The sequence below is a fragment of the Halostagnicola bangensis genome (genome assembly GCF_054653435.1).
Genome location: NZ_BAAIGG010000001.1, coordinates 39030 through 65447, shown reverse-complemented (window position 1 = coordinate 65447; position 26418 = coordinate 39030). Strand labels below are relative to the sequence as shown.

25 protein-coding genes and 1 pseudogene are annotated in these 26418 nt (G+C 61.2%); 15 read left to right on the top strand and 11 right to left on the bottom strand.

The window, feature by feature from the left end; genetic code table 11:
• Positions 1-31 precede the first annotated feature (31 nt).
• The 6 genes from ACYQ14_RS00350 (at position 32) to ACYQ14_RS00325 (ending at position 5137) form a co-directional block, all read left to right on the top strand.
• On the top strand, positions 32-925 hold the full coding sequence (locus ACYQ14_RS00350) for a hypothetical protein (RefSeq protein WP_459883659.1): 894 nt from the start codon (positions 32-34) through the stop codon (positions 923-925).
• Between the two features lie 209 nt (positions 926-1134).
• The gene (locus tag ACYQ14_RS00345) at positions 1135-1434 is read left to right on the top strand and encodes an NAD(P)/FAD-dependent oxidoreductase (RefSeq protein WP_459883657.1); all 300 of its coding nucleotides are present in this window, start codon (positions 1135-1137) and stop codon (positions 1432-1434) included.
• Between the two features lie 242 nt (positions 1435-1676).
• Positions 1677-2174, top strand: a complete 498-nt coding sequence (locus ACYQ14_RS00340; protein ID WP_459883655.1) for a YciE/YciF ferroxidase family protein — start codon at positions 1677-1679, stop codon at positions 2172-2174.
• A gap of 378 nt (positions 2175-2552) precedes the next feature.
• Positions 2553-3086 (top strand): ferritin, encoded by a 534-nt coding sequence (locus ACYQ14_RS00335; RefSeq protein ID WP_459883653.1) that lies wholly within the window; start codon positions 2553-2555, stop codon positions 3084-3086.
• A 547-nt stretch (positions 3087-3633) separates the two neighbouring features.
• Positions 3634-3840 (top strand): cold-shock protein, encoded by a 207-nt coding sequence (locus tag ACYQ14_RS00330; protein WP_008418277.1) that lies wholly within the window; start codon positions 3634-3636, stop codon positions 3838-3840.
• A 412-nt stretch (positions 3841-4252) separates the two neighbouring features.
• The gene (locus ACYQ14_RS00325) at positions 4253-5137 is read left to right on the top strand and encodes a DUF1801 domain-containing protein (protein WP_459883649.1); all 885 of its coding nucleotides are present in this window, start codon (positions 4253-4255) and stop codon (positions 5135-5137) included.
• A 196-nt stretch (positions 5138-5333) separates the two neighbouring features.
• Here the strand turns inward: ACYQ14_RS00325 and ACYQ14_RS00320 are convergent, their stop codons facing one another.
• Positions 5334-5519, bottom strand: coding sequence for a transcriptional regulator (locus ACYQ14_RS00320; protein ID WP_459883646.1), 186 nt, complete (start codon positions 5517-5519; stop codon positions 5334-5336).
• Positions 5520-5585: 66 nt separating this feature from the next.
• Between ACYQ14_RS00320 and ACYQ14_RS00315 the strand changes: the two genes are divergently transcribed.
• Together ACYQ14_RS00315 and ACYQ14_RS00310 are read left to right on the top strand one after the other, a co-directional pair.
• Positions 5586-6032, top strand: coding sequence for a hypothetical protein (locus ACYQ14_RS00315; RefSeq protein ID WP_459883643.1), 447 nt, complete (start codon positions 5586-5588; stop codon positions 6030-6032).
• 488 nt (positions 6033-6520) lie between these two features.
• Entirely contained in the window at positions 6521-7075 is a 555-nt protein-coding gene (locus tag ACYQ14_RS00310) for a hypothetical protein (RefSeq protein ID WP_459883640.1), read from the top strand.
• Positions 7076-7335: 260 nt separating this feature from the next.
• On the opposite strand, the gene ACYQ14_RS00305 is transcribed toward ACYQ14_RS00310, so the two are convergent.
• From ACYQ14_RS00305 to ACYQ14_RS00290, 4 genes are read right to left on the bottom strand one after another with little or no spacing between them, the layout of a single operon-like run.
• Positions 7336-8070, bottom strand: a complete 735-nt coding sequence (locus tag ACYQ14_RS00305; RefSeq protein WP_459883637.1) for a DUF7519 family protein — start codon at positions 8068-8070, stop codon at positions 7336-7338.
• The gene (locus ACYQ14_RS00300) at positions 8067-9329 is read right to left on the bottom strand and encodes a DUF58 domain-containing protein (RefSeq protein ID WP_459883634.1); all 1263 of its coding nucleotides are present in this window, start codon (positions 9327-9329) and stop codon (positions 8067-8069) included. The genes ACYQ14_RS00305 and ACYQ14_RS00300 overlap by 4 nt, the downstream gene beginning before the upstream one ends.
• Positions 9323-9907 (bottom strand): DUF7269 family protein, encoded by a 585-nt coding sequence (locus ACYQ14_RS00295; RefSeq protein WP_459883632.1) that lies wholly within the window; start codon positions 9905-9907, stop codon positions 9323-9325. Before ACYQ14_RS00295 ends, ACYQ14_RS00300 begins: the two co-directional genes overlap by 7 nt.
• The gene (locus tag ACYQ14_RS00290; protein ID WP_459883629.1) at positions 9904-10578 is read right to left on the bottom strand and encodes a DUF4129 domain-containing protein; all 675 of its coding nucleotides are present in this window, start codon (positions 10576-10578) and stop codon (positions 9904-9906) included. The genes ACYQ14_RS00295 and ACYQ14_RS00290 overlap by 4 nt, the downstream gene beginning before the upstream one ends.
• 349 nt (positions 10579-10927) lie before the next feature.
• Here ACYQ14_RS00290 and ACYQ14_RS00285 point away from each other — a divergent pair, with 349 nt between their 5' ends.
• Positions 10928-11863, top strand: coding sequence for a twin-arginine translocation signal domain-containing protein (locus ACYQ14_RS00285; protein ID WP_459883626.1), 936 nt, complete (start codon positions 10928-10930; stop codon positions 11861-11863).
• A gap of 5 nt (positions 11864-11868) precedes the next feature.
• Complete coding sequence (locus tag ACYQ14_RS00280) at positions 11869-13734, top strand: dehydrogenase (RefSeq protein WP_459883623.1); 1866 nt, start codon at positions 11869-11871, stop codon at positions 13732-13734.
• A gap of 72 nt (positions 13735-13806) precedes the next feature.
• Here the strand turns inward: ACYQ14_RS00280 and ACYQ14_RS00275 are convergent, their stop codons facing one another.
• The gene (locus ACYQ14_RS00275) at positions 13807-16107 is read right to left on the bottom strand and encodes a PQQ-dependent sugar dehydrogenase (protein WP_459883621.1); all 2301 of its coding nucleotides are present in this window, start codon (positions 16105-16107) and stop codon (positions 13807-13809) included.
• Positions 16108-16723: 616 nt separating this feature from the next.
• On the opposite strand from ACYQ14_RS00275, the gene ACYQ14_RS00270 reads away from it, so the two are divergent.
• On the top strand, positions 16724-17827 hold the full coding sequence (locus ACYQ14_RS00270; protein ID WP_459883618.1) for an extracellular solute-binding protein: 1104 nt from the start codon (positions 16724-16726) through the stop codon (positions 17825-17827).
• A 72-nt stretch (positions 17828-17899) separates the two neighbouring features.
• Positions 17900-20896: an ATP-binding cassette domain-containing protein gene (locus ACYQ14_RS00265; protein ID WP_459883616.1), complete on the top strand. Its 2997-nt coding sequence runs from the start codon at positions 17900-17902 to the stop codon at positions 20894-20896.
• A 116-nt stretch (positions 20897-21012) separates the two neighbouring features.
• Here ACYQ14_RS00265 and ACYQ14_RS00260 read toward each other — a convergent pair whose 3' ends face one another.
• Positions 21013-21309, bottom strand: coding sequence for an ArsR/SmtB family transcription factor (locus ACYQ14_RS00260; RefSeq protein ID WP_283838366.1), 297 nt, complete (start codon positions 21307-21309; stop codon positions 21013-21015).
• A 115-nt stretch (positions 21310-21424) separates the two neighbouring features.
• Between ACYQ14_RS00260 and ACYQ14_RS00255 the strand changes: the two genes are divergently transcribed.
• Both ACYQ14_RS00255 and ACYQ14_RS00250 read left to right on the top strand, forming a co-directional pair.
• Complete coding sequence (locus ACYQ14_RS00255) at positions 21425-21727, top strand: amphi-Trp domain-containing protein (protein WP_459883614.1); 303 nt, start codon at positions 21425-21427, stop codon at positions 21725-21727.
• 298 nt (positions 21728-22025) lie between these two features.
• A complete protein-coding gene (locus ACYQ14_RS00250; protein ID WP_459883611.1) occupies positions 22026-22352 on the top strand; it encodes an ABC transporter substrate-binding protein in 327 nt (108 codons plus the stop codon).
• Between the two features lie 37 nt (positions 22353-22389).
• Here the strand turns inward: ACYQ14_RS00250 and ACYQ14_RS00245 are convergent.
• The 3 genes and pseudogenes from ACYQ14_RS00245 to ACYQ14_RS00235 all read right to left on the bottom strand — a co-directional run.
• Positions 22390-22551: pseudogene (locus tag ACYQ14_RS00245) on the bottom strand (ATP-binding cassette domain-containing protein); the annotation flags it as partial.
• A 34-nt stretch (positions 22552-22585) separates the two neighbouring features.
• Positions 22586-23926 carry an ABC transporter substrate-binding protein gene (locus ACYQ14_RS00240; protein ID WP_459883609.1) on the bottom strand — a complete coding sequence of 447 codons (1341 nt, stop codon included), beginning with the start codon at positions 23924-23926 and terminating at the stop codon, positions 22586-22588.
• 47 nt (positions 23927-23973) lie between these two features.
• Positions 23974-24408, bottom strand: coding sequence for a hypothetical protein (locus tag ACYQ14_RS00235; RefSeq protein WP_459883607.1), 435 nt, complete (start codon positions 24406-24408; stop codon positions 23974-23976).
• A 174-nt stretch (positions 24409-24582) separates the two neighbouring features.
• Here ACYQ14_RS00235 and ACYQ14_RS00230 point away from each other — a divergent pair, with 174 nt between their 5' ends.
• On the top strand, positions 24583-25395 hold the full coding sequence (locus ACYQ14_RS00230) for a manganese catalase (RefSeq protein WP_459883605.1): 813 nt from the start codon (positions 24583-24585) through the stop codon (positions 25393-25395).
• Between the two features lie 115 nt (positions 25396-25510).
• Here the strand turns inward: ACYQ14_RS00230 and ACYQ14_RS00225 are convergent, their stop codons facing one another.
• Positions 25511-26395 (bottom strand): SRPBCC family protein, encoded by an 885-nt coding sequence (locus ACYQ14_RS00225; protein WP_459883602.1) that lies wholly within the window; start codon positions 26393-26395, stop codon positions 25511-25513.
• Between the last annotated feature and the right edge of the window lie 23 nt (positions 26396-26418).

Below are 26418 nucleotides of genomic sequence, written 5' to 3'. Positions count from 1 at the left end.
AATTAAGTACGTCGTCGTCCTCGAGTCTACCGTGAGTTCGAACACGCTCGACTCGTTCGGCCGGGCCATCCTCGAGACGCTCGAGGACGAACAATTGACCGCTGACACGCTCGAGGCCGCGTTCGAGACCTCTCGAGAGACGCTTGAGGAGCGCTTATCGCAACTGGTCGACAACGCGCTGGTTCGACAGGGAGACGGCGGTCGATACGAGTTGACCGATAATGGCCGCCGCGTCCTTCGCGCGACGTCCGTGGGAAAGCGCGACGACCGTATCGATATCCCTGCGGCGGTAGAGGCGTCACTTGAGGGCTTTTCGCTCCCTCCGGACAGGGAGGACGCCGTCCGAAAGGCGTTTTCGTTCCTTCAGTACTGGGGTGACGCGACGACGGTCGAACTTATCGACGGTTGTTACAGCGAGTCGCCCGCCGGTTACGACACGGCCAAGCGGTGGTGGGGAGACTGCGTCGAAAAACGACTCCGCGGGCTCTCGCTCGTCGAACCCCCGCGATCCGAATCGATCGATTCGCCAGATCTGGACGAGATGCTGTGGCGATACGAGAATGTACCCGTCGTCGAAACTCCCGATGACGTAGACGGACGCGACGTTCCCGACCCCCAGCCGGGGCCCATGTCGTTCGGAAGCGTTCGACACGGGATCGAGAAAATCGAGATGAGCGACGTCGAACGAACGGCGGCTCGAGTCGCGTTCGCGGTTCTGTTCGATCGGGAGACGGTAACCGCGGCCGAGCTGGTCGAACGAGTGTACGGCGACTATCCAGCGGGGTACGACTCGAGCGACGATTGGACAGTCTTTCTCTCGGACGTGTTCGATGCTCTCCCCGGTATCGAGCGGGATTCGGAGACGATGGACGAAGTCGTCTGGAGTTATTGGCCGTCTCATGGTCTGGAAACGGATCGGGATTGACCGCTGACGGTACCTGTGCCCCGGATGGCCACAAATTCACGCCGTACGATCAACACCCGCAGTAGTAGGATTGCTCGAATATCAGATATCGACTGTCCGCGGTACGAGGTCGCCGTGGTCGGCGGCGGGCCCGCCGGACTCACCACAGGCTGTATACCACGCGTCTGGGCCATCGAACCGCCGTCTTCGAAGGGGAAGGGGACCGACACGTGGCGGTCGGCCACGTTCACAACGTGCTGGGGATTTCGGAGGACGTCTCCGGCCGGGAACTCGTGCTGGGGATTTCGGAGGACGTCTCCGGCCGGGAACTGGCAGATCACGCCCTCGAGAAGGTCGAAACCTACGGCAGGGACATCTACTTCGACGTCGTCGAACACATCGATAAGGGGGACGGTGAGAACGAGTACCCGTTCCGTCTCGAGGCCGCTCACGCGACGATCGAATCGAAACGCGTCGTTCTCGCGACCGGATTTCGGGACCACAGCCCGGACGCGCCGGAGCTCCGGTAGTTCACACTGCTAAAAAACGTGGCACAGTCCACACTGTGTACAATGTTTGCACAGTATAGAATTTGCAAAACTCTCAGAACGTGTGAAATGTGTAGGACGCATAGAGCTTGTACAACGTGAGGGGTGTTCGAGCTGTGGGTCGACCGAAACTCCAAACTGTGGAGCAACTCTGCCGGTTCACGCTCTCACCTGCAAGCTTGTTGCTTATCCAACGGACTGGTCTCGACCAACACAGAGGACCAATGAGTGTTGATTCAACGAAAGACCTGTTCCTGAGCGGACTGAAACACGCCTACTACACCGAACAGCGCCTCGTCGACGCGCTCGAGGAACTGGAGAGCACCTCGACGCGGGAGGAACTGAAGTCGGGATTTGCCGAGCACCAATCCGAGACGGAAAATCACATCGACCGGCTCGAGCAAGTGTTCGATCAGGCGGGAGAATCGCCCGAGGGAGCGGAAGACCCCGTCGTCGAAGGAATGATCGAAGCCCACGAGGAGTTCCTCGAGAAGGATCCGAGCGATGACGCGCTGGATCGGTTCAACATCGCCGCCGGCCAGAAATCCGAACACTACGAGATAGCCGTCTACGGGAACCTCATCCCGATGGCTGACCAGGTCGGTCTCGACGAAGCCGCGGATCTACTCGAGGAGAACCTCCGGGAAGAACAGGACGAACTCGACACCCTCTCGGAGCTCGGCGAGGAGTTCGACTACGGCGAACTCACGCAGTCGGCGTAATCGACCGAAGCCGGTCATTTTCGGTGTGCCACGCGGCGTTTTCGTCTCCGATCTGTTCTGACAGCACGCGAAAACTGCCCAGCGTCGATAGAGACTCGAGCTATTCGTCTGCTCCCCGGAGTTGGAACCCGACGAACTAAACCGCCTTGAGCGGCGGATCGGTTGCAATCTCGCGTAGATCTCCGTTGCTGGTAGGGATCTCACCGAACACCGCGTCAAGGCCGCAACCGAACACGACGGCAGTTGGGTTTCGTGTGACCCCATCGAATCGGACCTGGGTACTGCGTATCTGGTTGCCCACGCCAGTTCAGAACGCTTGCCGGATCGTCCGGTTCGATCCTAAGTATAATCATATGCCCGAGAGTTCGTCTAGACGGTATGCTCAAAGAGTCAGTTGAAGACGCGCTGAACGAACAGATCAACGCCGAACTCTACTCGTCGTACGTCTACCTCTCCATGGCGGCCTACTACGAGGGCGAAGGCCTCCCCGGCTTCGCGTCGTGGATGCGTTCTCAGTCCGACGAGGAACACGAACACGCGATGCGTCTTTATGAATTCGTCCACGATCGCGACGGGCGGGTTGCGCTTTCTGGAATCGATAGTCCACCGACGGAGTGGTCCAGCCCGGCCGACGCCTTCGAGACGGCCTACGAACACGAGGTCGAAATCACCGAAATGATCGACGACCTCGTCGCTCTCGCTCGAGAAGCAAACGACAACGCGACGGAAAACATGCTCCAGTGGTTCGTCGCAGAGCAAGTCGAGGAGGAGGCGACCGCACAGGCCATTCTCGACAAACTGAAACACGTCGGGGATGACGGCCCCGGCCTCCTGATGATCGATCAGGAACTCGGCCAGCGCGGCAGTGATGGTGCGGAGGATGAAGCCGAGGTCGGCGAGTTGGGAGAGTAGGTAGCGTTCTCGAGAGAGGTCGGATCTATGTCTCGAGGGAGGCCGGATGCGGTTCAGCCGGTATTCCGTGGAACCTCGGCGTTCTTCTTGTCCTTCAGATCGGACTCGAGTCCTCTTCGGAAAGTGTGCGACGGTTGGCTTGGTGAAAGAGATGCGGTTTAGTAAGCGGTTCGAAGCCGGTGAACTCGTCTCCTCGATGCCGTCAGGGTCGCTCGCGTTTGTCCGCGATGTCGGCCATCCCGGGTCATCTGAAAGCGCTCGAGAAAATCATCCACTTGCTGAAGTATCTCGATTCGTCCGTCCCAACTGCCGAATTTACACTTCGCTTCCTGACAGAGCCTTTCGAAGAAGTGCCGTATACGCACGAATGAGTGCGCGAAACTACTGCCGTATCCTTGTGGATAAGTTGGACTCGGGGTTTGTTCGGATACTCGGTGGAACTCGAACGGAGAAGAACGTGGGGCTTTGTTATTTTAGTAGTTGTATGAATCGTGGTACCTCGACCCTCGGAAGGGTTATCCCTCATCCAACCCTCTGTTTGTTTGTAATGGCAAACGGTAAGGTTGATTTCTTCAACGACACTGGCGGCTACGGTTTCATTTCGACTGACGACGGCGACCTCGACGACGACGAAGACGTGTTCTTCCATATGGAGGATGTCGGCGGCGAAGACCTCACGGAAGGTACTGAGGTCGAGTTCGACATCGAGTCCTCTCCCAAGGGGCCTCGCGCAGCGAACGTCGTCCGACAGTAATACTGAGACACAACTGTCGTTCACAGCGACAGACAACAATCTCGATTTTTCAGCAGGTTACACGTCCGAGCTGACGCTATTTGTCCACTCTGTATCGACCGATCCAACCTGGTTGAATTTGCAGGTGGTTCCATGTGAGAGATGCCCCCTCTATTCATCAGCGGCTGCAAGAGTAGTGAGGTGTCTGTTAGTTATCGATGATGCGCTTGCCGGAGTGCATCTTCGGTCGCTGTTCCAGCAATCCGGATGTATTTCTGGGCGGTGGCGAGATCGCTCCACCCCATCAGCAGTGCTGAATACAGAGGATGAGTTTCGCACGGAAAGCGATTTGATCCGGATCGATTTGACTGAAACCGGCGTTCTGTGACCGCGGGAATGTTTATCTTGCTAAACTGCATCTAGATGAGTTAGTATGAGCGTGTCCGGCCAACTAACGACCCAGCGGGTCTCTGAACTCGTGATGGCAAATCGAGCAATCAGAGCACCCTACTACAGTAAAGACCACGACGAGGGGGTTCGTTTCACGGAGCTGGAAAAGGGACTCCAATGGGGTGCCGATGTCATTCCTGCCCTGACAGGTCTGTTCCAGGTCGAGCAAGACCCCCGAGACAACCATCCCGACGGCTGGATAGGCTTTGCTCGCCACTGGCGAGGAGATACGTTACGGCTGGACTTCGACCTGTTTTCTGAACCCGAAGAACCAGACTCGTTTTTAGTCGTTACTGCGATAGCAGGCCGAGGGGGAGAGAAAACCCTGGTAGACGAAGATTTTGGGGAAATAGAGCTGTCGGACCAGCTTCCGACGCAGGAGGAGTGGGAGGAACGGAGTAAACGATACCAGGCTGCGCGGAGGAAGGATGACACCGATGGATCGGCAGCGGTGAAGGCGTACATTGCGGCGCTACCGGGTTGGAAGCGGGAGGTTGCGACACAATTCGACGATATCATCCAACGCGAAGTGCCCCACGTTCGCCGCGCCGTGAAGTATCACCAGCCGTTCTATGGCGTCGAGGACCAGGGCTGGTTCGCGTCTTTCAGTGCGTTCTCGAAACATGTGAAACTGTCTTTCGTGTGTGAATCGTACCTCGAGCCGAAGCCGCCCAGCGGGACAGGCCCGGGTAGACAGGCCTTAGACCTGAAGGTAACAGATGCGGTGGACGAGGAGCAGGTCGCTTCCTGGGTGCGGCAGGCTGCCGCCAATCCGGGGATGGTGAGAAAGCCCACGCCTGTGCGATGGCCGTCAGACAGTTACGAATCTTATTCGCGAACGCGCGTGATTTTCTGCTGTATAGATTGAATCCAAGGGCGACTTTCTCGGGTGCGTCCCTGCGAGTTGCGCCTTCTATCTTGCACGACGCTGCGGACATCATCTGAAACTGGTAGAAATCCCGCAGTCAGTTCGCATCTGTACTGAGCGGTGCTTTCACCAATGAACGTGTATTACGTAGAGGGTTCAACAGGGCTCCAATGTTCCTAAACTCGTCAGGAAAACGTCACTCGTTGAACTCGAGTTCGTCTGCGTCGAGATCACCGGAGAGATACTGCTTTCCCAGGTCAGTAATTTTGTAGTACCCTTCGTCGACCTTGTTGACAAGGTTACACTCTACGAGAACAGACAGTCGCCTGCTTACACCTGTTCTATCGCGGTCAATATTTCTCCCGATGGTCGTCGGATTCATGTCAAAATGCGGTCCGGTGTTGCTACACCGGGTCCGCGCGGCTCGCGTATTCAAGGTATGCAAGCCATGTCCGATGATGATACGCGGGGTATTGAATGCCCCGAACGACCAGTAGACTCGAGTCCGACTACCCACCGCCTCCTCGCCGACGGCGGCCCCAGTTGCGACACTTCTGCAAGTACAGACTCCAAAGACGGCGAAACCAGCACTAGGTCCTCAAAATACGTCGTCCCCATAGGGCTCGGCTACCTCGCGCGGTACACTATCGACGACGCGGAAAAGGTCACCATTTCCACGGCCGCGCTGGGCGACCTCGAGTGGCCCACAGGAACTCGAGTCGCCGCCGGCCACGACGTCGTTTCCGAACTCGAGATCGAGCCCGGCGACAACATCCGAATCTACGGTCTCGAGGCGGTCGACGGCCGCGAGGGCCTGCTGACCGTCGACGCTGAGGACGATCCTGTCGATGGCCTAATCCGCATCTCCGTCGGAGCGTCCGCCCCTCGAGACTGAAGCCGAACCACTCGAGACCGAAGCAGAACTGCCCGAAATCAAAGCTCGGGTCACGCTTCGACCGAATCGCAACGCCGCCGCGGGTACTGTCTGCCCGCCGGCTACTCGTGAGTCCGTCGCTCGATTGGTCGTCGTCGGTCCAGGACCGAAGACTGCTCGAGCATGTTTACCGAGGACAACAGCTGTCACCGGAGGTCCGTCCGACGGAGCGGGTACGCCGGAATCGAACAGTGTACAATGTGTACACTGTGTAGACCGTGTAAACTAGCAAAACATCCTGAACGTTGGGAAGACGCTTTACGCCCGTTCGGAATCCCACAGACTGTACGCCACCTATCGAAGACGCCGTAACTACCGGTCCAACGCGCAACTATTATGGGCTCTTGTGGTAATAACCAATTATATTTTTCAGTAAACATATATGTAATATTCAGATATGTTCATACACTCTTGAATAATCGTATACCGATGCGGCATAAATAGAATACATGACCGAAGAAAAATCGAAACCGATGACGAGGCGAACGGTATTGCGGAGTACCGCGGCTGCTGGCGTTGCGGGTGCGATAGGGACCAGCGCCATCGGGAGCGTGGCCGGTGAAGAAGTAGAAGACGAAACCGAGGTCAGAGAAGCGATCGAAGCGCACGCCGGCGATTTGCTCGAGCAACTGGCCGAAAGCGGCGTGTTGTCCTCGGCATCCGTCGAGGAACTGCCCACTGACGAAGCCACTACTGCATTCGATGATGAAGGCGTTGAACGAGTGACCGACGGCGGCGACGACGCGTATATCGTTCGCAAAGAAATCGACGATGGGCTGCTGGCCCTCTTCGTAGACACTGACGGGACCGGATCCATCGCGGCGGTGAGAGAAGACACCGAATCGGACGTCTCTCCGGATGGAGGTCACATCGAGACCTTCAGCGACGGCGACAGTCGGGATGTCGAGCCCCAGAGCTGTGAACAAACTGACGCCTGCCCCGGACAACCAGGTGTCCCCGGGTACGGGTTCTATGTCAGCGGATACATGCTCTTCTGTTGCTAAACGGGACTGGCAGTCGATTCCCGACGTGTGACTGAAGTTGGCTGTGTGAGATTCACAGTTGGCGACCACCGTTTTCTCGACACCTGTCGATAGCTGGGTTTTCAACACCTGTCGACCGCTGGTTTCACGATCCGCTCGTTGGTTTCTCGATCCGCTTATTGTGTTCGCCGGCCGCCGAGCGAACGGACGATCCGAACCCACGCTGACGGGTTGGCGTTTTCCGATTATCTCCGCTCGTGTGGACCGTCCGTATCCGTATTTCATTCCTGCACGTCCGGGAGATTCGGCAGGTGAGAGAGCGCCAGCAGGAACGCGACCGCCGAAACGAGCAGCAGTGCCAACCCGATAACCGACGAGACGGTGATCGGGATTCGGGTTGCGACGATCACCGTCCCGATTCCGACGGCTCCGACGAGCCCGCTCGTTCCCGCCCCGACCAGTTCGACCGACGCCGTATCGGCAGCGGTTCCGACTTCGGTACCGAGTCCGATCGCTCGTTCGGAGATGTCCCACGCCAGTACCGTCAGCGTCACCGCGGTCGCCGACCGCCAGATCGTCGGTTCGACGATGACGGCGTTCGCGAGCACGCCGGCGAGTACCAGGGTCAACCCGACGAGGACGACCGTCCGCGCCGCCGTCCCGGACAGGAAGTAGACGCCGATTGCTACCGCAACGAGTCCGACGCCGCACGACAGGAACGCGATCAGTAGCGCGGTCGGCAACCCGAACGCCAGCGCGGCGACGAACGTCGACATCGCAACGGCGAGCCCCGCAACCGCTAAGCTCCGACCGGCCAACTGGCGACCTCGTCGACTGATCACGACGCCGACCGAAAGAATGACGAGGCCGACCGTCTCGAGGGCCAATGGCGCGCTCTGTAGCGGTCCCACGGATCCGACGAAACACGCTCCGATTCCCGCGCCGAGCGCGAGAACGCCGCTGAGCGTCGGCGGCCGTTGATTCGTCGGGTTACCCGGTAGGCCGGTTCCGTTCATTTTCGCATCCCCCGTTGTATCGCGGCCTCGAGGGGCGTTTCGGGGTCCCAGTCGACGACAGTCACGTCCGATCGGCGGAGGGCGTCGATTCGATTCTCGCGCTCGAGTCGGGCCATCGATCGGCCAAACGACCCCGTTGCGGTTACGTCCGGTGACAGAACGGTGACCTGATGGCCCGAACCTCGCATCGTTCGTGCGGTTTCGATCGACTCCCGGTCGAGCAGGGGGGAAACGTAAACGACATCTGCGCCGCGCTCGAGCCGGGATCGGAGGACCGAGGCGTGCTCGTTTCCGTCCCCGCTCTCGCCACGTACCCCCTCGGGTGGCGTGAGCGGGAGCGCATCGGGATCGGCGAGCGTTCGGCGGAGGGTCTCCGCGTGGTGGCCCCCGTTCCGTGGGGGGAGCCACGTTACGTCGGGTCCGAGGATTCCGAGACCGATCCGTCCGTTCGTCTCCGAGACGGCCTCGAGCAGTTCGCGGGCCGCGGTGCGTTCGTAAAACACGGCGTGGGGCTCGTCTGGACCGGCGGACCGGTAGCAACACGCTCGCGCGTCGAGACAGAGGACGACCGTTCGGAGCCGATCCTCGTGGAAGGTTACGGTCGTCAGTTCTCGGTCTCGAGCGTAGCGGTTCCAATCGATACGCCCTGGCGGATCGCCGGGACGATACGTGCGGACTTGCGAGAATTCGATCCCGCTTTCGCCGGGGCTCGTGTCCGTGCCACCCGTGCGTCGCGGCGACCGGGGAAACGGAAGGGTGCGAACTGGAGTGTGACAAGCGAGTTCCGTTTTCGCCCGAGCGGTGGTTTCGACGGCGGTACTGGCGCTTGGGTCCCTGCAGACCACCGACGCGGGCTCGAAGCGGTGGACGCCGCGCGTGACGACAACTGTGTAGGAGAAGGACGTCTCTCGGCGTGGGCCAAGCGTCGCCGCGTGTCGAGCCGATCCCTTCAGGACCGGGAGCATCGGTGCGACGCCGTCGACGATTCTGACGTCGAAGAGCGCTCGCTCGCTCGCGTTTCGAACCGTGACCGTGACGTCGACTTCCTGTCCGTGATCGGGAGCGGTTTCGCTCAGCGAGCGCTCGAGTTCGATTTCGGGGTCGGGCGTCGCCGTCGCGCGGGAGTATCCCGCGAGGACGAGGGGCGGAATCGAACTCAGTAGTAAAACCGGCTCTTCGAACAGGACGCCCGTCGCGCTCGCGAGCATCGCTGTAGCGAGCGCGACGTTCCACCGCGTTGCGGATCGAGTTCTCACCATCGATCCGTTCTCCCCTCGCGTCTCGCGAGTATCTCCCTCGCCGTCCGACGTGCGTCGTGATGAAAGCGAAGCCGGACGCGTACTCGGGAGGAAAGCGACGGCTCAGCGTTGGGGCAGAGGAACGCCGAAGCTACCGGATCGTCGGTCCACGTTCCCTGATCGATCCGCTCTTGAGCGCTCTCTGCTGAGCAGCCGTCAGTCCGGACGATCGTTCTGATCGCCGTCCGTTGGAACTCCTCTCGGAGACGCTGACGGTGAGCCGCTGGGGGCGATAGCGCCCACCAGCGACGATCGAGAACTCGCTCGAGGTCGTAGCCTGGCGCAGATTTCGACGCGACGCGTTCGGGGCCCTTCGTCGGCTCCCCGCTCGGTTCTCGCGTGAGGAGTTCGAACGACCCGATAACGGTAGCCAGCACGAACGCGACGGTGAAGAACCCGACCAGGAGCGTGTCGTCGGCCCACGGCCATCCGGCCGTCCCCTCGATTACCGGGCTTGCCAGGACGACGAGTCCGATACCGAGTGAAAGGGAACCCGCGGCTAACAACAGCAGACGAATCCTCGTGGCCACCCTCGTCATTCTATATCATCTTCGAGTTGATGCAGGGCGCGGCGTGCTCGTCGGCGATGCTCGGCGGTTTCGTCGATTTCCCCGTACTGCCGCTCTCGAAAGGTACGCGTGAGCTCGTTTACGGCATCGGCGTCGAGTCCGGCGTCGATCGCTGCATCGCCCCACTCCGCCGGCGTTCTGGCGGTCGGACGATCGACGTCGATCGCCGTCGTCATTTTCGCCCACGCTTTGTCGACGTCGGACTCGGGATCGATCGGCGGCCAGCTCTCGTCCGTCGACGATCGCGTGGGCGACTGCTCCGAGCGGGACTGACCCAGCAACCGGGAAGTGAGTACGTCCGTCGAGGAGACTGAAAACCGACGTGCGGCAAGGTAAAACGCCCCGACGACGAGACTGACCGTCAGAAGGGGCACGATGACTAGGACCAGCCCGCCCGAAGCGCCGGACGCGCCAGAGAGTCCGATCTGATCGAGTTCGACGCCGAAAACCAATTCGACGAACGCGGACACGAACAGGAACAAGACGCCCATCAGCGAGAGTCCGTCAGCGCCAGCGTCCGCGTCGGCTGATACGTCGTACGGAGTGGAGATCGCTGTCGACTCGAGAACGGGAGCGGCGGTCGCCAAGACGAGAACCGCGAGAAGCGTGGTACCAAGTGGAAGAAGCCGGTTCCGTCGCATTAGTCCACCTTCTTGTTGTGTGGACAAAAAACTATTCTTACCGAATACTGTCGGAGATTTTCCTCGTCGACATCTCCCCTACATACCTGCCGAAGTGAGCTTCGCCTCGGTACGGCTGTCTATCGAATACTGTTGTCGAAACGAACAGGTGACATCGTTGCCGAGACGGATAGCTAACGTCGTCTCCGAGACGGCAACTCAGTAACCGACAATCGGTAGTATCGCTTTCCGCTTCTCTCTGTCCGACAACGCCTAAATACAGCCGCGGATCGATCGCGGAAAATCATGTTCCACGCTATCCGACTTGTGGATACCATTAATGCACGGCTCGAGGTCCGTTCACCGTATCATGGCATACGGCACTAATCCCGGAGAACGATACAGTTACGGCGAGGTGAGTAGTGAAGACCGACGCGAATTTTTGAAAGCGCTCGGTGTCGTCGCCGGTGCGGGCGCCGTCGGTGCGACGCTGACCGACCTTCGCGCCGAAGTCTCGAGCGGGGCCACCGGAGAACTCGCCGAGATGGGCGAGGCGATCCGCGCCGGAATGACGGGGTCGCTCGACGCGGCGCTTTTGAACAGCGAACTGTCGGCGCTCGCGGAGCGATTCGAGAAGCTCCCCGAACTCGAGGCGATGGGTATCCCCGGGGCGGGGTCGTCGGCCTACGCGGAGCTGACAGAGCCGGCGTGGGCGATCAACGAGCACCTGGCGGACGTCAGTTTCTTCGCCAGTGCCGAACAGAACCTGCCGGCGTTCGAACCGGAACACATCGAGACGACGACGCGCCAGCTGTTGAACATCGAGACGCTGCCGGCCACGCTCTCGGAAGTCGGCTTCACCGAACCCGAACAGACGGCGCTCGTCGTCAACATCGTAAACACTCGAGAGCAGCTCTCGTGGTGGATGCCGACGGTCGACTATCCGTCGGCCGAGGTCGCCGAGGAAGGTGTCGTCCACGAGTACGTCGCACCGCTCCACCAGCGATCCGCCGAAGGCTCTCTCCTGTGGATCGACGGACTGGACAACTTCCTCTGGCAGAACGAGGTGCTGTTGACCGACCAGATGATCGATCGTGGTCTGTGGGACGTCAAGTCGATGCTCGGTGGCTACTATCTGATGGGTGCCGCCGCTCGAGACCTCGCCGAGGGATCGATAGCCGACGAGCACCTCTCGACGCTGATCAGCGGCAGTTCGGCGATCATGATCATCGGACAGGAGTTCCTGATCGACGACGTGATCCGCATTACCGACGACAAACGCGCCTCGATAGCGGTGTCCGGGTGATACCAATGACGTTCGAATCACACCTCGAAGACTTACCGGAGGATGCACCGTGGGACGAAAAGCCGGGCGAATCGGAGGTCGAACAGTACGATACCGACCAGATTCCCGAAGTCGACATCACCGAAGAGGATCTCCGCGAGTCGCGGGAGAACCCCGAAAACTGGCTGCTCTACGGGAACGACTATCAGAACCGCCGTCACGTGACGGCCGACATCATCACGCGGGACAACGTCGAGGATCTCGAACTCGAGTACCGACTCGAGCCTGGCGACGAGACCAACGACTTCCAGGGATCGCCGCTGATCATCCACGGCGATCCGCCGATCATGTACTTCACGATCGGACCGGATATGCTGTACGCGATAAACGCGCGTACCGGGGACCTCCTCTGGACGCACTTTTACGAACCGTACGTCGGTGCGTCGGACGAAACGCCCTCGGCCGAACGGGGGCCGGTGGTGCTCGGAGACACAATCTACAAGAGCACATTAGATCTCGGCGTCCTCGCGATCGATCGGTACACCGGCGAAGAGGAGTGGTACTACAACGGCGCGGCGGTCTACCGCGGCGAGGTCGCGGATAACCTGATGCACGAGGAGCTCCAGTGGGAGCGTTCGCGAGGGACGACGTCCTCGTGGCCGCCGCTGATCTACGATGGCCTGTTGATGAAGGGCAGTTTCGGCGGCGAGTTCGGGGTTTCCGGCTTCTTCGACGCGATCGACCTCGAGGGTAACCCCGAGTGGCGAGTCAACATGACGCCGGAGCATGAGTGGGTCGGCGATTCCTGGATGCACGGCGGTGGCACCGCGTGGCCGCTCGGGGCCATCGAACCCGACGAAGGGACAATCATCGTCCCGTCGGCGAACCCCGGACCCTGGTACGGCACCGTTCGGCCCGGATTCAATCCGTACACAGCAGGGAAAGTCGCGATCGACATCGAGACCGGCGAACACGAGTGGCACTATCAGGACGCACCTCACGACTGGTGGGACTACGATTCCTCGGCCCCGCCGCTGGTTTTCGAGGAAGAACTCGACGGCGAGACGACGCAGTTTGCGACGTGGCCGTCAAAGACCGGCTGGGTCTTTACGGTCAACATGGAGACCGGACAGCTCCACCAACGCAGCGAGGAGTACGTCCAGCACCTGAACACGTTTTCCCTGCCGCCCTACGACGACCTCGAGTCCGCGCCGTGGATCATGCCCGAACTGGCCGGCGGGACCAATCCGTATCCGGCCGGATACGATCCCGAAACGCGAACGATGATCGTCAAGGGGTTCAATCGGCCGATGCGATTCTCGTGGTTCGAGGTCGAGTACGAACCCGGCGAGAATTATATCGGCATGGACACGATCCGGGCGGAACTGCCGGGTGACGCCGACGTCGAGGAGCCGGACGATCCGGTCCACGAGGGAGAGGTCGTGGAAGATCCCGACGACGAGGTGGATGACGAGGAAGAAGAAGAGGAGGAAGAAGACGAAGAGGAAGACGTCGACGATGAACTCACGGAACCGCCGGAAGAGTGGAACGGCCACCCGGGTGCAATCGCCGGGATCGATCCACTCACCGGCGAGTTGAAGTGGCGCGAGTGGACCGCTCCGGGTGATCCGCCACCGCGAGGCGGCGCGTTGACCACGCCGACCGGGGTCACCTTCGCGGGTATCGCGACCGGTCTCATGATCGCCTACGATACCGAGACAGGCGATCAGCTAGCCCAGCTCGAAGTGGGCCCTCACGGCGTCGACGGCGCACCGATCAGCTGGTACGATCCCGGCGAAGGAAAACAGTTCGTCGCGATCACCGGCGGCGGCGGAACCCACACCGACGCCGAAGACGGAAACACGCTCGCCGTCTTCTCGCTCGAGGAGTAGTCGGCCGCCCTCGAGTCGAACAACGTCAACCGCCACTTCGATTTTCAACTCGTACGGAAAAGCAAAGAGTCGTCAGTCTGATTCGTTGCCGTCGTCTCCGGTTTCGCTGGGTGCGTTTTCGTCGGTATCCGCGTTGTCCTCGCCGTTGTCCGTCTCGGCTTCCACTTCGTCATTATCCTCGTCATCTTCCGTCTCTTCGTCGTCCTCGCCGGGGACGATCCGGTGAACCTGCCCCTCGCCTTCGATGGTCGACGTGTTGGAGGTGAGAACGTACACTTCGCCGTCGTCGTCCCGGCCGAAGCCGTAGACGAGGTGGTTCAGTTCGCCGTCCTCGACGACGTCGCCGTCTCCCTCGACGGAGAGCTCTTCGATCTGCCACACGCCGAGTTCCTCCTCTTCGTCTTCCTCGTCCGCTTCATCGTCGTCCGCTTCATCGTCGTCTTCGTCGTCTTCGTTCGGTGGGTCGACGAACATGTCCTCGAGTTCGTCTTCGTCGTCCTCGTCAGCTCCGTCGTCCTCGTCTTCGTCCGGCGGGTCGACGAACATGTCCTCGAGTTCGTCCGCCTCGTCGTCGACGTCTTCGGGCCAGTCGTCGGGTTGGCGCGCCAGAAAGAGCGTTCCCGGCCCTTCGCCGTCTTGACTCCAGTCGCCGAAGACGTACGTGTCCTCGAGGTCAGTCACCTCGTCGCCTTCGTACGTGTACCCGCCGACGACGGCGGTTCCGATACGCTCGTCCGCTTCTTCCTCGCCGCGGTCGACGTCCTCGTCGTAGGCCAAATCGTCCGGATGCTGGGGATACTCTATCACCGGTTCGAGCAACGATTCGCCGCCGCGGACGTCTTCGGGCGTCTCGAGAGGGCACTCCTCCGGAGGGTCCTCGGGTGAGTCCGTACTGAAACAGTGCCGTCCTTCACGAACGTTCCAGCCGTAGTTGCCACCGCTCTCGACGTGGTTGATCTGGTTGAAGTTGTTCTGGGCGACGTCCGCGGCCAGGAGTTCGCCGTCTTCGGTGAACGACATCCCCCAGGGGTTGCGCATTCCCCACGCGTAGTACTCCTCGAGACCTTCTCCCTCGAGGTCCTGCCCTTCGGCGAAGGGGTTGTCGTCGGGGATACCGTACGCTCGGTCGTCGTTCGCGTTCTCTTCGTCCGTCTCCTCCCCGTCGACGTTCGCTTCCTCACCGTTCGCTTCGTCCGCGTCCTCTTCGTTTGCGTTTTCGTCGTCTTCATCCGCTTGCGCCTCGCCGTCGGCTTCGTCGTTCGCACCGTTTCCGTCATCGACATCGATCCGAAGGATTCCGCCCAGGAGGTTTTCCTCGGTGTCCTGTCCGTTGCCGCCCTCGTTCTCGTCGTACCAGTCCTCGACGTGGCCCGGATCGGCGTCGTTCTGGCCGCCGCCGTCGCCGGTCGCCACGTACAGGTAGCCGTCGTTGGGCCCGAACGCGATCGGCCCCGCGTTGTGATTGAACTGGGGTTGGGGGATCCGAAGGATGATCCGCTCGGAGTCAGGGTCGCCCTCCTCGAGCCCGCCGCCCGCCTCGAATTCGGCCAGCACGTCCGTGTGGTCGAACGCTTCGGGAACGTCGTCTCCGGGAATCTCTTCTTCGTCCGGCGGCGCGCTGTAGCGGACAAAAAATCTGCCGTTCTCTTCGAACTCGGGGTGGAACGCCAGCCCGAGGAGGCCCCGCTCGTCGAATCCCTCGTCGAGATCCACCATCCGATCCTCGATGTCGAGGAACGGTTCGTCTTCGACGCCGTCCTCACCGAGGACGTGTATCTGTCCGGTTTGGTCGACGACGAACCGCCGATCCTCCTCCTCGTTCGCGACCTGAAGGCTGACCGGAGCACTTAGGCCGTCTGCGACAGTCTCGAGGCCCACGGTCGGTCCGTCGCCGATGATCTCGTCCGGGTCGTCTTCGATTTCCTCTTCTGGTTCTTCGTCCTCGTCGACGAACTCGATCTCGCCGCGCATCGATTGGGGATGCGGGCCGCAAAAGTACTCGGCCATGCCCTCCTCGGCCGTGAACTCGACCGCTTGAGTCTCTCCCGTCCCGGAGATCACGTCGGTCTGGACGAACTCCTCTTCTCCCTCCTCGTCTTCGATGACGAAATTGTGTCCGGCTCCGTCCCCGTTCTCCCAAGTGAGGGTGTACTCTTCGCCCTCGACCAGTTCGAGGGTCGGATTTCGCTCACCTTCGATTTCGTCGGGCGATTCGCCGATCCAGCCGCTCGTCCGGCCCTCGAGTTCGATCTCATCGTCGACCTCGTTCTCCTGACCGACGGCGACCGTCGCTCCGAAAATCGTTGCCGAGCCCACTGCGGTCGATTGTAGTACGGTTCGTCGTGAAACGTGGTAGTTTTGATTTCCTGACATTGTTGGCGTATGATCGCTCACTATCTCCCTGTCGCGCCGTGACAACTCCCAATCGCTACCGCTCACTGGTGGTAGAAAGAGTAAGTCGCGTTCAATAAGCGGGGCCGATCGTTCTTCTCACAACACGATCTTAGCCGAAACTCTCGGCCAAAACGTCGAATTTTCCACAGTAATCCGATTTTTCGCCGAAGCGTGCGACTAGGGAGTCGATCGAAACCTGATCTCGTCGCTGGCGAATCTCGAGGGGTCTCTCGGGTTCTCGTGGTCGTTGCAGCGGTCGGGAGGGCGATACTCGCACCGACGGTCTTCAACGCCGTTCGTCGGGTAAACTGGACTATCGGGAACGCCTCCACCAAACCTGTCGGTATGCATCCCACCACCGGTCACATTTTCCGCAACCTCGCTTCAGCGCTCGATCAGGAACAGGAAACGATCGATTTTCGACATCATAACAGATATGTGATTGTTCCGCCCAGTTACGAACAGCCCTGGGGTTGTGGAAATACGTCCTTTGAGTCCGTGCAATTTCCTCACGAGGACATTGCGTGTATACGTTTCCAAGGGAAGATCCTCTCCAAATACCGAGGTTTATACTCGCGTCCCCTGAGTCAGTGATATGCTCGAGTCGAACGGACTCTCGAATCGACGGACGTACCTCCTTGCGACGGGCGCGCTCTCGGCGAGTCTCTTGGGCGGGTGTCTCGACGCCGACGACGGGTCGGATGTTCTCGGGGATCCCGAGTACGCGGAAGATCGACCCGATCCGGGAGGGGTTTCGATGGAAGAGATGCCGGACCTGAACGGATCGCTGACGGTGTACTCGGGGCGCAGCCAACCCCGAATCGGCGAACTGATGGAGTACGTCGAGAATCTGTACGACGATTTCTCCCTCGAGGTTCGGTACGACGATACGGCGGATCTCATCAGCGCCATCGAAACGGAGGACGAAACGCCGGCGGACGTGTTCTACGGGAGCGAGACCCAGTCGATGACTCACCTCAAAGACGAAGGATACACCGTCTCGCTTCCCAACGATGTCCTCGAGTTGGTGGCTGAGGACTCCGTGGATCCGGACGGCTACTGGACGGGGTTTACCCGGCGGTTCCGGGCGATGGCGTACAACACCGACAGCTTCGACGCGGACGAACTCCCCGACGACATTTTCGCGTACGCGGAGGACGAACGCTTCCGGGGGACGCTGATGTGGCCTCCTGACCAGGGCTCGTTCCAGGCATTCATCACGGTGATGCGACTGCTCGAGGGGGAAGAGGCGACTCGGGACTGGCTTCGTGCGATGGTCGACGAGCAGGATGTCGTCGCATCGCCCGGGGGCGACAGCGCGTTGGCACAAGCCGTGGGCGACGGCGAGGTCGGCGTCGGGTTGACCAATCACTACGTCGTCCGCGATCACGGCGGCGATTCGATCGACCTGGCGTTTACGAACGATGACGCGGGTGCGATGTACAACGTCACCGGCGGCGCGGTTATGGCCGACAGCGACGAGCAGGAAACTGCCGCCGACTTCGTCCGCCACCTCGTCTCGGCGGAGGCTCAGGAGTACTTTGCGACGACAACCTGGGAGTATCCCACGATAGACGGTGTCGAACCGCTTGAGGAACTGCCCGGAACCGACGAGTTCGATCCGCCCGATTTCGACCTAAACGAACTGGCCGATCCCGAACCGACGCTCGAACTGCTCCGATCGGAGGACGTGCTGTAGTCACCCAGCGGGAAATCACCGGTTTCGAACCCCGGTGGGACACCCGAAGACGGTCGATCACGGAGATTCAGAATGCCAGTCACTGATCCGTTCGAAGTCGACGAGAGGGACCCCGACGCGGACGATCACGTCCGCGACGACGAGCGCGAGTCAGCACTTCCGGTCGGACTCACGTTGCTCGCCGCCGCCGTCGCAGCGGTGGTCGTCGTTCCGGTGCTCTGGATCGGCTTCCTCGCGCTGAGCGTCGACCCCGAACGGACGCTTTCGATCGTCGTTCGACCGACGACCCTCGAGGTGCTGTCGAACACGCTCTTGCTCATTACACTCGTCACGACGTTCTCCGTGCTCATCGGCGTCCCGCTGGCGGTACTGACCGTTCTGACTGATCTCCCCTACAGCCGGTTCTGGATGGTAGTGCTCTCCCTGCCGCTGGTGATTCCGAGTTACACCAGCGCGTACGCCTACATATCCGTCTGGGGCCCGCACGGACTGGTCCAGTCCCTGCTCGACCCGTTTGGCGTCGCATCGCTTCCCGAGATATACGGGATGCCCGGAACGGTGTTCATCCTCACGCTGTATAACTACCCGTTCGTCTACATTACGACGGTCGCGGGATTGCGCTCGTTCGACAAAACGTACCTCGACGCCGCGCGCACGCTCGAGACGGATCTGCTCTCGGTCTTCAGACGCGTCGTGCTCCCGATGGCGAAACCCGCGATCGCCGCGGGGGCGCTTCTCGCGGCCCTCGAGACGGCCGGCGACTTCGGCGTGCCGGCGATGTTGCGGCTGAACGTCTTCACGCGCCAGATCTATGTCGAGTACAACGCGCTGGCCCACGATTACGCCGCGCTTCTGTCCTTGCACCTCGTCGCGATCGCGCTCGTCATCCTCGCGATCGAATACCATGTTCGCGACCACCAGTCCGTCCACGGCGGTGCACGCGGGGGATCGCGCTCGTACACGATTTCCCTCGGGCGTTTGAAATGGCCCGCCCTCGCCGCCTGTTCGCTGGTCGTTCTCCTCGCAATCGTGCTCCCGATCGCCTTTTTGCTGTCGTGGCTCGTTCGCGGCCCCGAGACGTACGTCGGGGCCTTCGGATTTCGGCCGGAGTACGCGATCAACTCGATGTTCGTCTCTCTGCTCGCCGCACTCGCTGCCGCAGTGCTCGCGCTGCCGGTTGCGTATCTGGCCGCCAATCATCGGTCGCCCGTTTCGACCGTCCTCGAGCGTGCGACCTACGTCGGCTTTGCAATCCCTGGCGTCGTCATCGGGCTGAGTCTCGTCTACTTCGGGTCGTCGTACCTGCCGGCGCTGTACCAGACGCTCCCGATTCTCGTCTTCGCGTACGTCGTGCTCTATCTCCCGCTGGCCGTCGGAGCGGCGCGCACGTCGTTCGTATACGTCAACCCTCATTTCGTCGAGGCCGCTCGGACGCTGGGGTGTACCCCGACGCAGGCATTTCGACGGATAACGCTCCCGCTGGTGGTTCCAGGAATCGTCGCCGGCGGCTCGCTCGTCTTCCTCCACGCGATGAAGGAACTCCCGGCGACGCTGTTGCTTCGACCCACCGGCTTCGAGTCCCTCGCCACGTTCATCTGGATGGCCGAGCGAAACGCCTACTACAGCTACGCGGCGGTGCCTGCGCTCGTTCTCGTCTGCGTTTCCGGCATCGCGATCCTCGGTGCTCTCCCCGGAGACGGGCGCAAGTACTGGTCGTTCCTTCGCCGCGGCACCGGTTTGACCGACGATTCGGATACGGGAACCGACGGCGAAGGGACGAGTGGGGACCAAGAAAATCCGGGTGACGGTGGTTTCGGCCGCGCGAGTGAGGACTTCCGTACTGAACGGGACCACGACCGTTCCGGGACTCCCGCTCAACCGAAGGGTATTACGAACCCTACGGACCGAACTCGAAGCGCGCCGGACGGCGGCTACTCGAGAGCTCCCGCCGAATCCGGTTCGGCTATCGTTCCCCCGGATGAATACGGGGAGGCTACCGCGGACGAGGATGTCGTGCTCGAACTCGAGACGGTGACAAAGGCGTTCTCCGGGGAAGCCGCCGTCGACGGCCTCTCGATTACGGTTCGCGAGGGCGAACTACTCACGCTCCTCGGCCCGTCCGGTTGTGGCAAGACGACGACGCTCCGGCTCATCGCCGGGTTGGACCGTCCCGATACGGGTACCGTCCGGTTCCACGGTCGAGCCATCGCCGGCGAGGCCGAGTTCGTCCCGTCCGAGAAGCGCGACGTGGGGATCGTATTTCAGGACTTCGCGCTCTTTCCCCACAAGACGGTCGCGGAGAACGTCGCCTTCGGGCTCGAATCCGAGACGGAGACGGAACGGGACGAACTCGTCGAGGAGGTACTCGAGTTGGTCGGCCTCGCACAGTATCGAGAACGGTATCCAGACGAGCTGTCGGGCGGACAGAAACAGCGGATCGCGCTCGCACGCTCGCTCGCTCCCGAACCCGACCTTCTGTTGCTCGACGAACCGCTCTCGAACCTCGACGCCGGGCTTCGCGTCCGGATGCGCGAAACCGTCGCCGAGATTCTCAACGCCGTCGACGTGACCGCCGTCTGGGTCACGCACAACCAGGAGGAGGCGCTCTCGGTCGGCGATCGAACCGCCGTCATGAACGGAGGATCGATCGAACAGATCGCGTCGCCCCGACGGCTCTTCATGCGGCCCGCGTCGAGAATGGTCGCCGACTTCCTCGGCCGGGCGAGTTACCTCACGGGTCGCCCCGCTGACGGTGCGCTCGAAACCCCAATCGGCCCTGTCGAGTTCGACAAACTCGTGACGTCGGGGGACCGGCCGTCGGAACCGCTCGAGGTCCTGCTCCGTCCGGACGATATCGCCGTTACACCGCGGTCGGCCGACGACGCGGACGGGTGGATCGTCAACCGGCAGTTCAACGGGCCGACGGTTCGGTACCGGATCGAACTCGAGAACGGTACCGTCCTCGAGAGCCGACACTCTCACGAGGAGTGGCTCGAACCCGGGACGCCGGTTGCGGTGACGATCAGCGCCTCGCACGAGTTACCGACGTTCGAATCGGCGCGCGAATAACTGCGTCCGAAATCCCTCTCAAGTGATAGCCGTCTGTCCTCGAGCGATCGCTGTCCGCAGTCAAGCGATAGCCGTCTCCCACTCGAGCGTAACCGCCCTCGTCGTCCCGCTTGCGTTCACTGACCCGCCGTTTCCGTCTCCGTCTCGATTTCTTCGGTCTGAAGGACGAACGTGCGTTCCGGCGGCGGGGCGATACGCAACTCGAGGGACTGACGGAGCACGTAGTACTTCCGGTTCCCCCGCATGTACCACTCGACCAGTTCCGCTTCTTCGAGCGTCGAGAGGTGATGCACCGCCGTTTTCCCGTCCATTCCGGTCGCCTCTGCGAGCTCGGAGACGTACATCGGTTCCCGGGAGAGTTCGCGCAGAATCTCGAGGCGCGTCCCGTTCCCGAGCACGTCGATGAGTGACATACGTACATCTTCGACGGCCGGCACAAGAAGGATTTCGCAGGTACGATGCACCTACGTTTCGGATACGCTGAACGTTGGTCCCGACTTTATCACGTGGATCGTCGTACGCTGACCTATGAGCGACCGGGTCACGTTGCCTGAGGATCGAGACCGAGAACTGCGTACGATCACCGACGGCTTTTTCGAACGGGAGGTGTACCTCTCCCGGACCGAAACGGCCGCGTTCCTTCGGGATCTCGCCGACCAGCTCGAGGCCGACACGTCGATTACGGTCGCCGGGTCGGACTGGGAGATCCCCTTCGAGTACCGCGATCCGATCGAGGTCGAAATCGAGTTCACGAAACAGCGAGAGCGCGAACTTGAGATCGAACTCGAGTTTTCCGAAGACAGCGGCGGGAAGGGACTCTCGATTCGATAACTCTCGTCCGGTTCTCGGCGATAGCTCTCGGCCATTCCCCACCGATAACTCCCGTTTCAGTCGCTCCGTCGGCCGCGCATCATTTGGGACCTGACCGATAGTCGGTAGCGGTGTTTCTCATCGATAAGTTACCTGTCTACCTGGATGAACGTTTTGAAAGGTGACCGTCTCGAGATACAATTGATGGTGAACGAAGGCTATTAACACATTTCCTGGAACCGTTTTTCACCCTCGCTTCTGGAACGGCCCAATATGGTTCGCACGCGAAGAGCACCTCGCGGCGGCGGGCGGGACTGCGATGGGCGCGCTGGCGGGGTGTTTCGGCGACGATAGCCCCGGCGAATTGCTCGAGCCGGGCACGGATAGCGTCGGTCTATTGTTAAACTGGCAGCCCGGAGGGCTCCACGTGCCGTACTACGTCGCCCGCGATCAGGGGTTCTACGAGGAGCACGGCATTTCGGTCGATCAGATCGAACGCGGCCAGGGATCGGACTTCTCCGCCACCCGGCCGGACTCGAACACGTCGAGTAGTTTCCGGGTCCGTTCGGGCCGCGGCGTTTTCCCCCGCGACCCGCCGGAGGAAGGTGACGTTCTGAAGCGCTGTCTTCCGGGGGAAAGAGGCTGAGCTGCTGAAAGACGTACCCTAGGTTCGCCGCCGCTCGCGCAGCCGACGGATCGTCCCCGTCGACCAACACCCGTCCGCTCGTGGGTTCTTGCAGGTCGCCGATCGCACGCAACAGCGTGGTCTTCCCGCAACCGGACGGACCGCTGATCGTGACGAACTCGCCGGAATCGATCGAAATGTCGACATCTTCGACCGCCATACCATCGTCGAAGGCGACCGTCACCCCGTCGACTTCAATCATCGTTGGATACTCCATTCTGCGTGCCTCCCCGACTTTCGTCGAACGCTCCACCCTCCGCGAGCGCCGCGCGGAGGTTACTCCACGGCTTCGGTGCGTGCCACCCCCAACCGTGTTTTCGCACGGCGTCGCTGGTTCCAAACGCCTCCCGCGCCCGTTCGAACGTGTTGACGATCCGGTCGGCGGATTCGTCGGAATCGGCGGCGATATCGGCCGCCGCAGGCTCGGGATCTTCGATCGCGCTCGCCCAGCCGTCGACGATCGCCGCCAGCACCCCTTCGAGCATCGTCGGTCGGGTCTCGAGCGTCGATTCGTTCGCGATAACGACGGGTCCGTAGACGGGGAACTGGTCGGTCATCGTGAGAACCTCGACCGTCCGCGTCGACGACTCGACACGATGGGGATCCGGTCCCATTCCCGTCACGACGTCGACCGAACCCGATTCGAGCGCGTCACGCTCTTCCCCCTCGACGTCGACGACTTCGACGGCCTCGCGAATCCCCGCCTGCTCGAGGAGCAACCGACCGAGCAACCCCGTCTCCGTGCCGGTCGGCATTCCAACTCGTCGCCCGCGAAGACGCTCGAGCGAGTCGAACGATCCGCCAAATTGCTCGCGCGTCGTAAAAAGCACGACCGTCGAGCGCTGGAAGAGGACGGCGATCGGGACGATCGGCCGCCCTCGTTCCCGTTCTCGAACGACCGTCGCCGCGCCCGCGATTCCGACGTCGCTCTCGCCCGATTCCACGCCGTCGATCACTCGTCGGGACCCGGTGTATTCTCGAAACGCGAACTCGACCGAGGAGCGGGAATCGTCGCTCGCCCGAGCGGCAAACAGCGGGAGGTGAAGTCCGTTTGGCTGCCAGTTGAGACCGATCGAGACCAGGTTCGGCCGGGCCAAGCGATCCGCTTCATCGTCCGAATCGCTACCGCCCGTCCCGTCGGCGGCTCGAGTCTCTGGCAACCGAGCTTCGACGCGCTTGCTTTGCTCGAGCAACCGCTTCGCGTGGTGTGCGTACAGCCGACGAGCTGTCTCGTCTCGAGTCGAGACCGCGCGCCACGCTTTGGGCGGGCGACCGGGATCGGTCGTTTGCACCGTGGTTTCTTCGATGATCGTCGCCGAGGTCAGTTCGGTGAGAGAGCGTTTGGCGGCGCTCTTGCTAACGCTCGTTCCGACGTGAACCGCCGTTTCCGTCGACGTGTCCGAAAACTCGTCGTCCTCGCGCCGACACTGGAGGTAGGCGAGCACTCGAGCGGCGTCGTCGCCGAGACCGATCGCGAACTCGTCGATCAGCTCCCGGTCGGCCTCCGTAAGCACGGGGAATTCTCGAACATCCATCAGCCGACGTACCACAGGGAGGGATAATTTTGTTGGTGGTGGGTCGATTATCGAGCGTCCGATTTGGCGGTCACACCGACGAGGCGTCGTCCGGAATCGGCTGACAACGCGCGCTGTGGGGGCCCGAATTCGAACGTTCGGTTCTCCTCGGCGGGCAGAGATGTTTCGGTAAAGAGAAAGGCCCGAAGCGATCGGGCGTACTCGTACTGGATAACGTGCGTTTCGTAGGTGCTATCTATCCGTTCGGGCCGCCAGTCGAGGTCGTTCTCGATTACCGTGAACCGCGCGTTCGGCGTGAATTGATAGGGGAACATCATCCCTCGCGCGTTCTCCACCTCAACCTGGGCGGTCTCGTCGGGGGAGGCGGACGCACCGACGGCGTGTGGTCCGCCGAGGAGGACGCCGGTGGTCGCGAGCAGTCCGTGTTTTATTAGCCGTCGCCGCGACGGTCCCGCGCTCGTGGAGGGGTTGTCGCTCGTCATCTGAAATCAGTCTCTCAACCGGACTACTCGATCCGCAAAAAAGCTTCGTGAGGCCTGAAAGAGACCTTCTCCAGGACGATCCCTTCCCGAACACCGGTATCTCTCTGCAGAGTATATTTCCAACTACTGCAAGTGAAATATTTATCCGTCGAATCAATGTCGGGAGCGTGAAGTATGTTCTTCCAAGAACCAGAACTCCAGTATGAGGTTACGGTCGAAGAGCCGGATCCGCACTTCGCGAAACTTCTCCAGCAGGCCATCGGCGGCGCTGAAGGCGAAATTCGCGTCGCGATGCAGTACATGTTCCAGGCGTGGGCGCTCCCGGCCGAGTACAGCGAATTTCGAAACCTGTTGATGGAAACCGCAGCGGAAGAGTTGGGTCACATCGAAATGCTCGCGACCGCGGTGACGGAGAATCTTCGGGGTGCGCCCGACGAACTTCGCGAAGAGGCAAAACAGAACTCGGCCGTCAACGCGGCGATGACGGGCCAGAACCCGCGTCACTTCCTTTCGGCCGGCCTCTCGGCGATGCCCGTCGACAGTAACGGCGTTCCGTTCAACGGCGGCTACGTCGTCGCCTCGGGGAACCTCGCGGCGGACCTCTACGCGAACGTGATGGCCGAATCGACCGGTCGTCTGCTCGCGACGCGGCTGTACGAGATGACCGACGATCCCGGGATGGAGGACATGCTCTCGTATCTCATCGCTCGAGACACCATGCACCAGAACCAGTGGCTCGAGGCGATCGAGGCGCTCGACGATCCGATTCCGATCCCCGCGAGTTTCCCACAGGAAGCGGAAAATCAGGACGTCAATTACGCGTTCATGTCGACGCGCAGGGATCCACAGGAGGATCCGAACCTGCCGTGGACGGAGGGCTCCTCACCGGACAGCAAGGGCGAGTTCTCCTATCTCGCCGAACAACCAGGCGACGGAGAGGTGGCCGCCCCCGAACCGGATCCGCGAACCTACAACGACCCGAAATAAGGGGTATACGACCCGAAGTAACGGATCTACGACCCGAAGTAACGAATCTACGACCCGAAGTAAGAGGTCTAAACGACCTCGATTCGCACGGATCGAGTTGGCGACTCACACCGACCTAGACCAGATCTCCCGTCCCGCGTCCGGACGGGTTCGTCTCGAGCGAGGGAATTTCTCCCGTCTCCGCGAGGCTTTTGAACCGATTGAGCGTTTTCTCCGCGAGCGTGCCGGGAATGATATCGATTCCGTTCATCACCGCGTTTCCGAACGGGCCGCCGGGTGGATGGAACTCCAACTGGAGGGTTACTTCCGTTCCTCGATCGGCGGGTGCCTGCTGAAACTCGACCGATCCGTTGCTCGAGAGACGTTCCCCATCGAGCGTTTCCCAGTGGATGTACTCCCCGGACTGTTCGTCGACGAGTTCGGTCTCCCAGGTCACGGCCTGCTCGAGCGGTCCGGGGATCGTCCACCGCCAGCGCCCCTCGTCTGCGTCGACGGTCTCGATCTTCCCGCCGGGGCCGACAATCCGTTCGAGCGTGGCCGGCTCGAACCAAAGTTCGTAAAGCTCCTCGGGCGACGCCCCGATGGTAATCGACCGCTCTATTCGGGGCGTATTCGTGTCGATCTCGGAACGAATACGGTCGACGATCGCACTCGTATCGACGCTAGAGAGGGGGGTAATTTCGGAATCGATGCCCGGTTCGGAGTCCGCTTGGGCTTCTGAATCAGTGCCGGACCCTGCGTCGTGACCGAGTTCCATACCCGTCTCGGCATCGGCATCGTATTTTGGCTCGGGCCGGTCCCGGCCCGTGACTCCACGGTAGACGAGCCATCCGCCGGCGATCGCGGCTATCGACCCGATCACCGAGCGGTTTTTGAGTCCGAACAGGACGAGCCCGCCACCGATCGCCGCGGAGGCGATTCGCCTCCACCGCGGGGGTTCGGTAGCGGCGCCGATCATCGCACCATCTTCACCGGTTTCGAAGGCGGCTTTCAGTGACATAGCAATAACGAGCCTCGGTCTGG